The organism is Rossellomorea sp. KS-H15a, assembly GCF_024195245.1.
GTDB classification, from domain to species: Bacteria; Bacillota; Bacilli; order Bacillales; family Bacillaceae_B; genus Rossellomorea; species Rossellomorea vietnamensis.
The window spans coordinates 430,255-443,768 of the sequence record NZ_CP096886.1 but is presented as its reverse complement, the minus strand read 5'-3'; the positions used below and the strand labels follow the sequence as shown (position 1 = coordinate 443,768).

17 protein-coding genes are annotated in these 13,514 nt (G+C 45.8%); 7 read left to right on the top strand and 10 right to left on the bottom strand.

Annotated features, from left to right (window positions below; genetic code table 11):
- From M1J35_RS02090 to M1J35_RS02065, 6 genes are all read right to left on the bottom strand, one after another.
- Nucleotides 1-1,017 carry an ABC transporter permease gene (locus M1J35_RS02090; RefSeq protein WP_254652653.1) on the bottom strand — a complete coding sequence of 339 codons (1,017 nt, stop codon included), beginning with the start codon at nucleotides 1,015-1,017 and terminating at the stop codon, nucleotides 1-3.
- Complete coding sequence (locus M1J35_RS02085) at nucleotides 1,007-1,735, bottom strand: ABC transporter ATP-binding protein (protein ID WP_254652652.1); 729 nt, start codon at nucleotides 1,733-1,735, stop codon at nucleotides 1,007-1,009. Before M1J35_RS02085 ends, M1J35_RS02090 begins: the two co-directional genes overlap by 11 nt.
- 170 nt (nucleotides 1,736-1,905) lie before the next feature.
- The gene (gene bshB2, locus M1J35_RS02080) at nucleotides 1,906-2,589 is read right to left on the bottom strand and encodes a bacillithiol biosynthesis deacetylase BshB2 (protein ID WP_098438675.1); all 684 of its coding nucleotides are present in this window, start codon (nucleotides 2,587-2,589) and stop codon (nucleotides 1,906-1,908) included.
- A gap of 35 nt (nucleotides 2,590-2,624) precedes the next feature.
- Nucleotides 2,625-2,972, bottom strand: a complete 348-nt coding sequence (locus tag M1J35_RS02075; protein WP_254652651.1) for a YojF family protein — start codon at nucleotides 2,970-2,972, stop codon at nucleotides 2,625-2,627.
- Nucleotides 2,973-3,156: 184 nt separating this feature from the next.
- Nucleotides 3,157-3,960 carry a pyridoxine/pyridoxal/pyridoxamine kinase gene (gene pdxK / locus M1J35_RS02070; RefSeq protein ID WP_254652650.1) on the bottom strand — a complete coding sequence of 268 codons (804 nt, stop codon included), beginning with the start codon at nucleotides 3,958-3,960 and terminating at the stop codon, nucleotides 3,157-3,159.
- A gap of 154 nt (nucleotides 3,961-4,114) precedes the next feature.
- Nucleotides 4,115-4,465, bottom strand: coding sequence for a YflT domain-containing protein (locus M1J35_RS02065; RefSeq protein ID WP_224522512.1), 351 nt, complete (start codon nucleotides 4,463-4,465; stop codon nucleotides 4,115-4,117).
- 133 nt (nucleotides 4,466-4,598) lie between these two features.
- On the opposite strand from M1J35_RS02065, the gene M1J35_RS02060 reads away from it, so the two are divergent.
- The 4 genes from M1J35_RS02060 (at nucleotide 4,599) to M1J35_RS02040 (ending at nucleotide 7,013) form a co-directional block, all read left to right on the top strand.
- A complete protein-coding gene (locus M1J35_RS02060; RefSeq protein WP_254652649.1) occupies nucleotides 4,599-5,357 on the top strand; it encodes a DUF4230 domain-containing protein in 759 nt (252 codons plus the stop codon).
- A gap of 15 nt (nucleotides 5,358-5,372) precedes the next feature.
- A complete protein-coding gene (locus M1J35_RS02055) occupies nucleotides 5,373-6,044 on the top strand; it encodes a uracil-DNA glycosylase (RefSeq protein WP_254652648.1) in 672 nt (223 codons plus the stop codon).
- 288 nt (nucleotides 6,045-6,332) lie between these two features.
- Nucleotides 6,333-6,626 (top strand): YwdI family protein, encoded by a 294-nt coding sequence (locus M1J35_RS02045; protein WP_224522515.1) that lies wholly within the window; start codon nucleotides 6,333-6,335, stop codon nucleotides 6,624-6,626.
- 15 nt (nucleotides 6,627-6,641) lie between these two features.
- Entirely contained in the window at nucleotides 6,642-7,013 is a 372-nt protein-coding gene (locus M1J35_RS02040) for a DUF423 domain-containing protein (protein ID WP_034765025.1), read from the top strand.
- 49 nt (nucleotides 7,014-7,062) lie between these two features.
- On the opposite strand, the gene gerQ is transcribed toward M1J35_RS02040, so the two are convergent.
- The 3 genes from gerQ to hemQ all read right to left on the bottom strand — a co-directional run bounded on the left by gerQ (nucleotide 7,063) and on the right by hemQ (nucleotide 9,359).
- Complete coding sequence (gerQ, locus tag M1J35_RS02035) at nucleotides 7,063-7,533, bottom strand: spore coat protein GerQ (RefSeq protein ID WP_034765028.1); 471 nt, start codon at nucleotides 7,531-7,533, stop codon at nucleotides 7,063-7,065.
- 24 nt (nucleotides 7,534-7,557) lie between these two features.
- On the bottom strand, nucleotides 7,558-7,980 hold the full coding sequence (locus M1J35_RS02030) for a cell wall hydrolase (protein ID WP_034765031.1): 423 nt from the start codon (nucleotides 7,978-7,980) through the stop codon (nucleotides 7,558-7,560).
- A 632-nt stretch (nucleotides 7,981-8,612) separates the two neighbouring features.
- Nucleotides 8,613-9,359 carry a hydrogen peroxide-dependent heme synthase gene (gene hemQ / locus M1J35_RS02025; RefSeq protein ID WP_254652647.1) on the bottom strand — a complete coding sequence of 249 codons (747 nt, stop codon included), beginning with the start codon at nucleotides 9,357-9,359 and terminating at the stop codon, nucleotides 8,613-8,615.
- A 298-nt stretch (nucleotides 9,360-9,657) separates the two neighbouring features.
- Between hemQ and pta the strand changes: the two genes are divergently transcribed.
- Both pta and M1J35_RS02015 read left to right on the top strand, forming a co-directional pair.
- A complete protein-coding gene (pta, locus tag M1J35_RS02020; RefSeq protein ID WP_060674296.1) occupies nucleotides 9,658-10,629 on the top strand; it encodes a phosphate acetyltransferase in 972 nt (323 codons plus the stop codon).
- A 231-nt stretch (nucleotides 10,630-10,860) separates the two neighbouring features.
- Nucleotides 10,861-11,703, top strand: coding sequence for an octanoyl-[GcvH]:protein N-octanoyltransferase (locus tag M1J35_RS02015; RefSeq protein WP_254652646.1), 843 nt, complete (start codon nucleotides 10,861-10,863; stop codon nucleotides 11,701-11,703).
- 365 nt (nucleotides 11,704-12,068) lie between these two features.
- On the opposite strand, the gene M1J35_RS02010 is transcribed toward M1J35_RS02015, so the two are convergent.
- On the bottom strand, nucleotides 12,069-12,884 hold the full coding sequence (locus M1J35_RS02010) for an RsfA family transcriptional regulator (RefSeq protein WP_305882342.1): 816 nt from the start codon (nucleotides 12,882-12,884) through the stop codon (nucleotides 12,069-12,071).
- Nucleotides 12,885-13,132: 248 nt separating this feature from the next.
- On the opposite strand from M1J35_RS02010, the gene M1J35_RS02005 reads away from it, so the two are divergent.
- On the top strand, nucleotides 13,133-13,357 hold the full coding sequence (locus tag M1J35_RS02005; protein WP_034765044.1) for a YuzB family protein: 225 nt from the start codon (nucleotides 13,133-13,135) through the stop codon (nucleotides 13,355-13,357).
- Nucleotides 13,358-13,514 lie beyond the last annotated feature (157 nt).

Below are 13,514 nucleotides of genomic sequence, written 5' to 3'. Positions count from 1 at the left end.
CTATATTTTACGGTATTTTCGGAGGGCTGCAACATTAAGGACGATAAAGAGTAGAGAAAAACCGATCAGCACGGATAGATTCAAGAGCAGGTCCCCGAATGAATAGCCGCGGATCATGACGTCCCTTAATGCATCAGCTGCATAATAAAGCGGGGTGATGGGCCCGATCCAGCTCAGCCACTCGGAAATGGTATCCAAATTGAATAATCCCGAGAAGAAAATCTGAGGGACCACGACGATCGGAATGAACTGCATCATCTGTAATTCATTTTTAGCAAAAGCGGACAGCAATATTCCGAGAGTAAGAGCGGTGAACGATAACGAGACGATGATGATCAATACGTTGAAAAAACTCCCTTTCATCATCATATCCAGGATATAAATCGAGTACCACGAAATCAAGGATGCCTGAAGGAGCGTCACGATCCCGAAGCCGATGACGTAACTGACGACCATTTCCCAGATTTTAATGGGAGAAGCAAGCAACCGCTCAAGTGTCCCCGTCGTTCTCTCTCTTAAAAAGGAGACCCCACTTATTAAAAAGACGAAGAAGAAGACGAAAAATCCAAGGAGGACGGGTCCAAACGAGTCGAACATCTCCATATCCTTACTCCCGTGCACATATGTCACTTCATCGGTCAGGTTTTGTGAAGGAGATGGGAATAAGGTCTGAATCTTTTTCATGACGGCCCCATTGACAGTGGGATCACTGCCTTCGATGACAATGGATGGAGAAGTGGGGTCTTCGAATGATATATAGCCATCCAGTTCACCACTTTTAATGTCCTTCAATGCTTTATCGGGACTTGGATAGTCTTGAAAATCCTCTGTATTAACCTTCGCCTCCAGCTGTTGAGGCAGATCCACGATGGCGACCTTTGCGTCATAATCCTCAGAGTTAAAAACAAGCGACAGCATGCTGAGGATCAGGAGTGGGGCCAGGAACATCAAGGCCAATGTGCGTTTATCCCTGAGTAGCTGCTGAAGGATACGGATGACAAACCCTCTAATTCTCAACGGAAACACCTCCATTTTTCAAAAAGACATCTTCAATTGAAGTGACTCCGTACGTTTCTTTAATCCCGGCAGGCGTGTCGCTTGAAATGATTTCCCCATGCTGAAGGAGACCGAGTACATCGCATCTTTCGGCTTCATCCATGACATGGGTCGTGATGATCAGCGTCCTGCCTTCTTCTTTCAGGCGGTGAAAGCTGTCCCAGATTTCTTTTCGAAGGACGGGATCGATCCCGACGGTCGGTTCATCAAGAAAAAGGACTTCAGGGTCATGAAGGAGGGCGATGGCGAGGGAGAGTCTTCGTTTCATCCCGCCTGAATACTGATGGACCGGCTTGTTCAGGTGTTCCAAAAGATCAACGGTGTTCATCACTTTTTCGATTTGCGCTTTTCGTTCATTTTTCTTTAATCCATACAGGGAGGCCATGAATGAGAGGTTTTCTCTGGCCGTCAGCTCATCGTACAGTGCATCGGATTGAGCCATATAACCGATGTTCGGGTACAGGTCTCTTGCTTTCAGTTTGTTTCCTTTATAGCTGACACTGCCGGATGACGGCGTTTCAAGACCGATCATCAGCTTGATTAACGTCGTTTTCCCAGAACCGGAAGGGCCTAATAAACCATAGATCTTCCCTTTTGGGATGTCGAGGGAAACATTTTTGAGTACCTCCTGAGAGCCGAATGACTTCGACAGATTCTTTAGTTGGAGGATGGAATCCATATGCATCACACCTTTCAAAATAATGAGTGATTACTCACTTATAATATAATCTATGTACGTTCTTTTGTAAAGTGAGTAATCACTCATTACAAATATATTCTCCAAATTTATTTATAGAAGAGGACAATAAAAAAGAGTTTGAGCCATTGGCCCAAACTCTTTTCAAAAGATTATTTCACGTTATCATTTTCCCATTGGTAGCTCCAGAATCGTTCAACGGTGACCCATTTTAATGATTCAGGGTCATTCTGCTGGATCCCTTTTTCAAGATCCTTCAGCATCCAGGCCGTTTGGGAGATGTGGGCCTTCATGGCACCGATTTTTTGGTCTTTGACCGGTGTGATATCAACAAAGATATCGGGTTTGCCCAATTCTTCTTCGCAATTCTTAGAGAATGCCAGGCAGTGAAGCTTCGGCCTTGACGCTTTCGGAAGGCGTCTGACTGCACGGACGACGGCTCTTGCCGTTGCTTCATGATCCGGGTGGACGGAGTAGTCCGGGTAGAACGTGATGATCAGGGACGGATTTAATTCCTCGATCAGCTCCGTCACCATATTTGAAAGCTTTTCATCATTTTCAAACTCAAGGGTCTTATCACGGTAACCCATCATGCGAAGGTCCTGTATCCCCATCACATCGGCGGCTTTTTGCAGCTCTTTTTTCCGGATTAAAGGAAGGGATTCCCGGGTCGCGAATGGCGGGTTCCCTAAGTTCCTTCCCATTTCCCCTAATGTGAGGCATGCATAGGTGACGGGCGTTCCATTGTTCACGTGGGTGGAAATGGTCCCTGATACACCAAATGCTTCATCATCCGGGTGAGGGAAGATGACCAGTACCTGTCTTTCTTTTTCCATTTTGACCTCTCCTTTATATATAAAGTTCAAGTAGTTTAATTGAAAGGTGTCGGACTGATTTCAAGGGCAACGGCGAGTTTCCCGTCCCCGCCATGTCCTGCAAGGAGGAGGCGGCCGTGTTCATCGAATTCATAATGAGTCAGACCCTCGGCATAGATCCAGCCGAGTTCGATTTTCAGGCCGACACGGTAAGGTCCGTCCCCGATGATTTTTCCGTGCTCATAGTTCACTTTTGCGTTGCGTATATGGGCTCCCGCGGAGAAGAAGCCTTCATTGAAGTGTGAAGCATAGGCTCCATTGGTGGTTTCTAAATGTATATAAACGTCCTGACGGGCAAGCCGGGTGATGATTCCCTGCACATCGGCAATCTTGATTGGTTCCATTCTTTTTCCTCCTTAAATACAGAAAAGACTCTTAACCATTATGTACTATCTTACTAAAATTCATGAATGAATGCGAAAAGTATGATTGAGGAGGCAGGGGATGCGCGAGTGGAGAGGTCCGTCCCTCAAAAAAGTGCCAGGCACGAAAGAGTTGATTTGTGCCTGGCACTTGGCCGGGAAAGAACTATTTATTGAAGCGGTTGTAAGCTCCGTGCATGACGGGTCCCACATATTCGTTCAGTTTGAAACCGTGTTTGATGGCTGCAGTGACGAAGGATTTGGCATTTGTGACTGCTTCTTTCACGTCTTGTCCATTGGCAAGGTTTGCGGTGATGGCTGCTGCGAACGTGCATCCAGCCCCGTGGTTATACGTCGTTTCCACTTTTTCTTCTTCAAGCAGGGTGAATTCATTCCCGTCAAAGAATAGATCCAATGCTTTATCGTGCTTTAATTGCTTTCCGCCTTTGATGACAACGTTTTTCGCTCCCAGGTCGTGAATCTTCTTGGCTGCTTCTTTCATTTCATCAATCGTTTTGATCGGACCCGTCTGAGCAAGCTGTCCAGCTTCAAACAGGTTAGGCGTTACAACGGTCGCACGCTGCAAGAGATGTTCCCTCATGGCGTCAGTGGTTTCAGGGTGGAGGACTTCATCCTCGCCTTTACATACCATGACGGGGTCAATGACCACTTTATTTAATCCGAATGCATCGATTTTTTTTGCTGCAAGCTCGATGATTTCAACGGTACCAAGCATACCTGTCTTCATGGCATCCACTCCGACAGACATAACCGTTTCCAATTGTGCTTCCAGTGTATCGATGGACAATGGATGGACGTTGTGGTGCCAGTGATTGTTCGGATCCATGGTCACAACGGTCGTGAGAGCTGTCATACCATATACGCCGTGCTCCTGGAATGTTTTAAGATCGGCTTGGATCCCGGCGCCTCCGCTTGTGTCGGATCCGGCGATCGTGAGTGTTTTTTTCATGGCTGCATTCCTCCTGTGATTTCGTTTCATTGTAAAAGTCTGACTAAAGAATATAATATCGGACGGTTAAATACAAATCCTTTTGACTATGGATGACGACAAAAAAGACGCCGGATGAAAATCCATCGACGTCTTTATTAGCTGTTAGATCAACTTAGAAAGGTTTCGCATTATTATTCGTTGCTTCTTTCGAAGCCACGATGACAAGCTTGCCTTTATCAAGTTCTTCCTCATAGGCATCGGCTTCTGCCTGATTCATCCCAACGGACTTCATTTTCGAACGCAGTTCATCTCCTCGGCTGTTGAACATATTCCCCATGGATTCAAGGATTCCTTGCTCCTTTATACCGGTTGATTCCGTATTTGTTGCCTCGGTGATGTGTTTAGAGCGATGCTTGTCATGAGCGAATACGTAAATATCATCTTTCGTATAGCCTTCACTGGTGAACATGTCAATTTCCTTTTTAGCTTCTACGGCATTTTCAACTGTTTGAACCTTGTACATGATCATTACCTCCGTGTTTTTATGTCTTGTCCCTTCTTTTCCCGGTAGGATTAACTTCAAACTTTCCAAAATATAGAAGTAGAATAATTGTTTCCAAGATTCTACATTATTTCCTATAATAGAAGAGAGGAAGGTGAAGGATTTGACAAGTCAATACAAGAAAATACAAGAAATGGAAGCGATTCTGGCGGATTTGAAGGCGACCGAAAGACAAACCGGTGCCTCTTTGGCCATTGAAAATAGAAGCAGCAGGCGTCGGGGATGGACCAACACACTCCTGATTTTTTGGAAAAGGAAAGTCGTACTCTTTCTATTGGTGTTTTTGCTAGTGCTGGGAGGTGCAGCGATAGGGGTCTATTCTTTGTTATCGGGCTCTACTTTTACAGAAGAAAAGGGTTCATTTGTGGAACGGATTCAAGAGATGAGTTCACTGGCTACGGCTCAAGGATTTGTGAAAGCTGTGATCGAGCAGGAAGATAATCAATTATTCGGGAAAGAAATCAATGCGGACCTCCCCAGTACGAAACGGAAGCTTTTGATGGTGGTGCCCGGGACTGTTCTTGCAGGGGTCGATTTACAAGGAATTGATGGGAAGGATATAGTAGTAGATGAAGAGAAGAAAGAAATTCAATTAACACTGCCCCGTGCTGAAATCCTTCAGGAACCGTCGATCGATACGGACAATATTAAAACTTTCTCAGTAGAAGGGATCTTCCGGAATGATGTGGATTGGAATGAAGGGTTTGCCCTTGCGGAAGTGGCGAAGGATCAAATCAGTCAGGAAGCGATCGAACAGGGGATCCTTTCAGCTGCTGAAAAAAATGCTGAAAAGTCATTGAAGGGTTTCTTTGAGCAATTAGGATACGATGTGACGATTGAATTTCAAAACTAGAAAGGGTGTCTTCAAGTGTCGGCGATTTTTCAAAATGATTGGGCACGCGTTCTGGAAGATGAACTTCAGAAGGAGTACTACCGGGATTTACGGGAATGGCTGAAAGGTGAGTATCAAACGAACCTCACTCATCCACCCATGCACGATATTTTCAACGCTTTTCACTATACAGCCTATAAGGACGTAAAAGTTGTCTTATTGGGGCAGGATCCGTATCACGGAGCAAATCAGGCGGAAGGGCTGAGCTTTTCTGTGAAAAAAGGGGTGAAAATCCCTCCCTCCCTGCGAAATATGTACAAAGAGCTTCATCATGACATGGGGTGTCCGATTCCCGAACATGGCTCATTGGTGAAATGGGCTGAACAGGGTGTCCTCCTTTTAAATACCGTACTGACCGTCGGGGACGGCAAGGCCCATTCCCATCGGGGGAAGGGGTGGGAACAGTTCACCGATCGAGTCATTTCCATATTGAATGAACGGGAGAAGCCGGTGGTGTTTCTGCTATGGGGGAAGCCAGCCCAGGGAAAGCAGTCGTTGATTGATTCTTCCAGGCACTACATCGTCACGGCTCCCCATCCAAGCCCGTTATCGGCCCACCGCGGTTTCTTTGGAAGCAGACCGTATTCCAAAACGAACGGGTATCTTCGTGAACAGGGAATGGATGCGATTGACTGGTGTATAGAGTAGCAATGTTTCACGTGAAACAGTGAGGGAGGAAGCTTTGTGAAAAAGGAAGAAAGGATCAACTGTTTTCAATGTCAGTATTTTTATACCACGTGGGAACAGGCTCATCCACGGGGATGTAAGGGCTACGGATTTAAGACAAAGGCGATGCCTTCCCTTGTGGTTTTTCAATCCTCCGGGAGTCCATGCATGAAATTCAAGGCAAAACAAAGATGATATTTGCGAAATCCTTCAATAAGAATTAGGATAAAGACGTACATACTGTAGACCTTGTGGAAGGAGTCAATCATTGTGAATATCCCACATCAATCATTAATCAAGAAAATCGAACATGAACTCGGTAAAGCGAAGACTGCTGAAAAGTCCCAGCAGATCCGTGAGCATGTTTATTCAATAAAAGCACTATGTGAAGTATTGCTGGAGGAGAACAACGGGTCATCCGCTCAAAGCACGTTTTCCCAACCTCAGCAAACCATGCCGTATTTCCAGGAATCACAGCCGGTTCAGAAGCCTGTTTCCATTCAGAAGGAAGAGCCTCTCGAAACGGATGACGGAGCGAATGGCAATTCATTATTTGACTTTTAACCTAGGAGGATTAACATGAAAACATTTATCATTATCGGTGCCATCAACGCCTTTTTATCCGTGGCACTTGGAGCTTTCGGTGCCCACGCATTGGAAGGGAAGATTTCACAGAAGTACATCGATACATGGAATACAGGGGTCCTTTATCAAATGTTCCATGCGATCGGGATCATCATCGTCGGAGTGCTGATGGGGAATGTCACCCCGACATCGCTGCTTTCCTGGTCAGGCTGGCTGATGCTGATCGGAACGATTCTTTTCTCTGGAAGCCTTTATGTACTGAGCATCTCAGGAGTGAAGATCCTTGGGGCGATCACACCGCTTGGAGGAGTCAGCTTCCTCGTCGCCTGGGTACTCTTGATCGTATTCGCAGCGAAAACGTTATAAACAAAAAAGATACCCTGTCAGGAAGAGGATTTCCCGACAGGGTATTTTTTTAACGTTGGGAATAGCTTTGCATGGAGCCTCCCGCACCGTATGGATATTCATACTCGATTTCTTCATCAAATGTGATGTAATCAAGATAAATCATCGGAATGAGGTACCGTGTACCGGTTTGCGGGTCGCTCAGGATAAGGTGATCCCGACCGGCGGCTTCAATGATCCCCTTGAACACCTTCGCATTCCATTCCTTATTGTTTTCAAACGTCGTATAAACCGTTGCGACTTTTCCTTTATTCAATCTGAGAATATTCTCGATATACGACTCTTCAATCGGAAGCATTCCCGGAACATTTTGAGAAGGCGCCGGGGCATTCGTAGGGGAAGGAATCTGATACCCTCCACCACCTTGACCTTGCTGCTGGGGATAGTATTGTCCCTGACCTTGCCCACCACCGTAATACTGACCATAAGGATTATAAGCAGATTGATTATACCCTTGATACGGGTTTGATTGGTTCGCCAAACCGAATACCTCCTTTAAGTAAGATTAATATACTTTTGGGCAATCACCTTGAGTGGGTTGATAGAAACAGTGGGATTTGAATCGTCCCGCATTGGACTGGTTATACCACTCGGCAGGGCAATTCCCGGCGGGCTTAAAGAACCAAAGGGAGTAAGATGCAGGGTGATATCTGCCGCCTTTAATGGTCTTCCGCGCCAAATCGATCTCTTTCTGCCGGGCCCGCTGATAAAAATAGCTTTTCTGGGTGGCCTCGAATCCACCAGGGCTTTGAAACACCATGTCCTGAAGATTCGCCAGTTTCTTGAAGTCAAGGCAATCGGATCGGACCCGGTTCACCCCGACGTTCCCTACCATCAGCATTCCTTGTTGTCCTTCACCCTCGGCCTCAGCCCTCATCAATCGAGCCAGGAGCTTTACTTCCTTCTCGTTATAAGGAATAACAGCCATCTTCCCACCTCACTTTAGGAGATGCTATGTCTCACTATTTCATGTCTATGTTGTGTGGGAATAATATATTCTTGTGTTTTTTGAATGGGGGAGGGGGGGATGGTTTGTTAAGAAGAGTGGTTGTTTTGAAAGTGGACCGTTCCTTTCCGCTTCAGGCACTTGCTTTCCGGCGGGGAGGAAGTCAAGCCTCCCCGGGCTTTTGCCCTGCGGGGTCTCGACATTTCCTCTATTCCCGCAGGAGTCAAGTGCCTTCCGCTCCACTCCACTCTGTGCTTTTATTTATGTAGTGCTTTCTTTACCCCTCACACAACTTTATGAAAGGCGTGACAAAGCTTACAAATGGGAGAAGAACGTCTGAAAGAAAACAGCCGTTCTTCTAAAGGAGCCAAAATCAAATGCATTTTGAAAATGCTGTTATCTCAAATAAGAACTCATGCTTGGAAGTTGATTGAAGCGGAAGGTGCTCGACTCCTGCGGGAAACGCTGGACAGGTGAGACCCCGGAAGCGAAGCTGAGGAGGCTCACCGCCAGCCCCGCGGAAAGCGAGCACCTGGAGTGGAAATCAACCAACACCATGCTTATAAAAAAATAAAAAAACGACAAGCCACAGGGACTTGTCGTTTGTGATGTATTTAGTTCACGTGAAGGAATTTTGAGATAGCTTCTTCTTTTAATAGGTTTCCTACGTAGAAGGCACCGAATTCACCGAAGCGGGCGCTTACTTCATCAAAACGCATTTCGTATACAAGCTTTTTGAACTGAAGCACGTCATCGGCGAACAGTGTGACACCCCATTCGTAATCATCGAAACCAACAGAACCCGTAATGATCTGTTTTACTTTGCCTGCGTATTGGCGGCCGATCATACCATGGCTTCTCATCATGTCACGACGCTCTTCCATCGGCAGCATGTACCAGTTATCATTCCCCTGGCGACGCTTGTCCATCGGGTAGAAGCAGACATGATTTGCTTTCGGAAGGATCGGGTAGATACGTTCCTGTACGTAAGGATTCTCATAAGGATCGCCTTCTGAAGGCATATAGTTACCAAGTTCCACTACAGAAACATATGAGAATGTCGGGATGGTGAACTCAGCGATTTTCAGCTTGTTGAATTCATTTTCCAGCTCATTTAATTCTTCCATTGTCGGACGAAGGATCATCAGCATGAAGTCCGCTTTCTGCCCAACGATCGTGTAAAGGGCGTGACTTCCTTCTTTTGCATCCTGAGTGCTGTTCAATCGATCTAAGAAACGGTGGAATTCTGAAATCGCCGAGGCCCTTTCTTCACTCGGAAGCATCTTCCATGAAGTCCAGTCCATTGCGCGAAAATCATGCAGGGAATACCAACCATCTAATGTTTGTGCCGGTTCTGCCAACGTAATCACTCCTTAAAGTACTTTTTCCAACTTTACTATATCATAGTTTCACCCTTGAGTAAGAATACAAAACCCAATGTCGCTAAAATGGCACAAATAGCGGATAGACGGTGGATTTCTGGAACACACTATCCTCGTAGATTGTCATACAGGCTTAGGATACTCCTGGATTGGGTAAAAATTATTAGAAAACAAAGACTTTTAAGTTGAAACCGGTATCATTTCTCCTTTTCCTTGAATTCCTCAATGAGAAGAGTATTCTAAGATTGGATATGTATAAATCAAGGAGGTTCCTCTATTGAGCAACTTATTTACAACATTAACGGATAAAGTAAAAGGCAAAGAGTTAAAGATCGTTTTCCCTGAGGGGACGGACGAACGCATTCTGACAGCAGCATCCCGTTTGTCTGCAGACGGCATCCTGACACCGATCGTAGTCGGAAATGTGGATGAAGTGAACGCCAAAGCGGATCAGCTTGGTGTGAAACTTGACGGCTGTGACGTCGTTGACCCGGCATCTTTTGCTGGTATGGACGAGCTTGTGAAAGCATTTGTGGAACGTCGTAAAGGGAAAGCGACTGAAGAAGATGCGAAGAAGATCCTCTTGGACGGTAACTACTTCGGTACGATGCTGGTTTACACCGGCCAGGCTCACGGACTTGTAAGCGGCGCAGCACACTCAACAGCTGATACGGTTCGCCCTGCCCTTCAGATCATCAAAACAAAAGAAGGCGTCCGTAAGACATCCGGTGTCTTCATCATGGTACGTGAAGACGAGAAGTATGTATTCGCTGACTGTGCGATCAATATCACACCTGACAGCCAGGATCTAGCTGAAATCGCCATCGAAAGTGCGAAGACAGCTGATATGTTCGACATCGATCCACGCGTTGCGATGCTTAGCTTCTCGACAAAAGGATCGGCTAAATCACCTGAAACGGAAAAAGTGGTAGAAGCCGTATCTCTTGCTAAAGAAAAAGCACCGGAACTGACTGTCGACGGTGAATTCCAATTCGACGCTGCCTTCGTTCCATCCGTAGCGGAAAAGAAAGCACCGGGTGCCGACATCCAAGGGAATGCCAACGTATTCGTATTCCCAAGTCTTGAAGCAGGAAACATCGGGTACAAAATCGCTCAACGTTTAGGGAACTTCGAAGCAGTAGGCCCGATCCTTCAAGGACTGAACGCCCCTGTGAACGACCTTTCCCGTGGCTGTAACGAAGAAGATGTGTATAAGCTTGCATTGATTACGGCAGCTCAGGCGCTGTAAGGAGATAGATGTATCGGAAAACCGGATCCTTTAGGGGGTTCGGTTTTTTTGCGGTGGTCGCCTGTTAAATAACGCCATTTTTTTGACAGGCAAAAATTGAGGGGAATTCACCTGTCAAACGAACCTCAAGTTTTAACAGACAATTCGATAAAGATTGTCCAACCCCTTTTTAGAAACCCCATCATTATGTGATATAATGAGCTCGCATGTTGTAAGTGAAGGAGAAGCGTTATGGATAAGGAAAAAGCATATGCACTGCTTCGTCAAGATCGATGGAGAGTGATTGATCAATCAAGTTTGGGACCGATGTTCGGAGCCCTGCAGTCGTTTGCTATGGATGATACATTGTGCACGGCGATCGGAGCAGGGCAGTCTGATCCGACGGCTCGCTCATGGGTCCATCATCAAACGGTTGTATTAGGTATTCAAGATACAAAGCTGCCGTTTCTTTCGGACGCCTTAGAGGTGCTGGAAGAGGAAGGCTACCGATATATTGTACGAAATTCCGGGGGCCTTGCCGTCGTATTGGATGAAGGGGTTTTGAATCTTTCATTGGTTTTCCCTGATTCTGAAAAAGGCATCGACATTAACCGAGGCTACGACGCTATGTGGCTGCTGGTTAAGGATATGTTCAAGGAGTTTGACGTGGAAATTGAAGCAAAGGAAATCACACAATCGTACTGTCCCGGCAGTTATGATCTCAGCATCAATGATCAGAAGTTCGCAGGGATCTCCCAGCGGAGGATCCGGAACGGGGTAGCCGTTCAGGTGTACCTTTGCGCCAGTGGAAGCGGTTCTGAGCGGGCGAGGCTGATTCAGCGTTTTTATGAGACCGGACTGAAGGATGGAACGTCGAAGTTTACGTTTCCGGAGATTGCCCCTGAGGTGATGGCTTCTTTATCGGAGCTCTTAGGCGTCGAATTATCGATCCAGGATGTGATGCTCCGCTTCCTGCAGTCGTTGAAAGGATTCAGCGGCGAATTTTACAGCAGTGCCCTCCAGGGGGAAGAGTATGGGATGTACGAGATGTATTATCAGCGGGTCGTGGATCGGAATGAGAAGGTGCTGGGATAAGGAAGAGAGTCGGGCTTCTATATGGAATAGGGTCCGGCTTTTTTTGTATGGAATTGGAAAAAGACGCATTAAATAAAATAATGACGCAATCAAGGCTGATTTCGACGCAATAAAAATAAAAATGACGCAATCATCCCCGATTTCGACGCAATAAATGGTGAAATGACGCAATCGAGGGGATATCCCCCGTCTTGGACTGAACTTCCACTCTTAATCGTCGCATTTTTAGCTAAAATAGATTTTAAGTAACTAGTTTTGAACCAAACTGGACACCCTTTACGTTTTGTGGAAAGAGATTCTTTTGAATATCACAAACCCCACGCAAAAAACCAGCACGCCCACAGGCGCACTGGTTGGGAATACCATTATTCAGCTACTTTTTCGAGATTTCCGTTTCGATCCATCTTGAAACGGGGTGCTTTCGATTCGTCTTCATCGAATACGACAAGCTTTCTTGCACGGTTCATGATTTGCATGAGTGTTTCGTAGTCTTCCTGCATCGTGACGGAATTGTTTTCAAGGGCTTTGACTTTCTTTTCGAGCTCGGCATTTTCTTTTCGGAGGTCGGAAATCTCCTGCTTCAGTCTCTGATTCTCAATTTTTACGTAATCAGAGTTCATGTTGGTTTGGGCCAGGTTCTGGAGGTACGCGATCACCTTTTCAAGTGTGACTTCCCCTTTTAGTCCCGCTGGCTTTACCAAGTGGTTGGCAGCAGGTGCCTGTTGCGCCACGTAAGCTGGTTCCTCACTTGCTTCCACATTAAAGTTCTGGACTGCTTCTTCGGTTTCTTTCCCCAGTTGCTCCGTTTCCGGTACGTAGTTCTCGTACTCTGCAAACTCCATTTCTTCTTCCGCTTCAGACATTGATAGAGACATAGCGTCTAAATCGTCGAAGGAAGGTGTCGGTGGCTGGTATAATAGCTTTTTCTTGCCGCCCTGGTCTTTCCCGAGGATGCGATGGCGCTGTTTGCGTTGTTTTTTTGCTAGTGAAAGAGCTTTCTCGTACTGGTGGCGCACAACGGCGTTCCAGCGGAATCCACATGCGGCGGATGTGCGGTTCAGTTTGTCCCCGACTTCCTCGAAGGCATTCAGTTGTGTACTGCCTTCACGCACATGACGTAAGACCGTTTCGGCCAATAATAGATCATTTTCTTCCGTCCAGGCATCCTGTCTTGTTTTCATCATCATTTTCATCTCAACTCCCAAAGTTTTCTTAAAGTATTCGTTGATAAAAGGATGGACCATTTCTCAGGTTTTTATACGAATATGTTAAAATTATTTTCTGTCTGCTAGTTTCGTTGTATCAGTGATGAACGCATGTGAGATGGAAACGAAGTTCACTTGCAAAACATGACTGAAAACTGTATTCTATAAATCGATGTTTACGACGTATAAAATCCATTTCAATAGATAGAAAGGGTTGTTGACAGATGGCAAACGAATTCCGTGTTTGCGATGATTGTCAGGCCGTTAACCTAAAGACCTTGATTCCAAAATTAAAGGAGATCGATCCGGACGCACCGATTGACATTGCGTGCCAATCCTATTGTGGTCCAGGACGCAAAAAGACATTCGCTTTCGTGAATAATCGTCCTGTAGCGGCGTTGACTGAAGAAGAATTGATGGAAAAAGTGATCAAGAAAATAAAGAAATAAAGGGAAACTTCCTCCTGAGGGAGTTTTTTCTTTTCTACTGATAAAAATAAATAAAGGTTTGCGCCTCTTTGGAAAAGGAAACTACATAAGGGGTAGAGAAATAATAGGAGAGATTTTTTGTCAAGCGTCCAAATTTTTTTGAAGGATTTGGAACGCT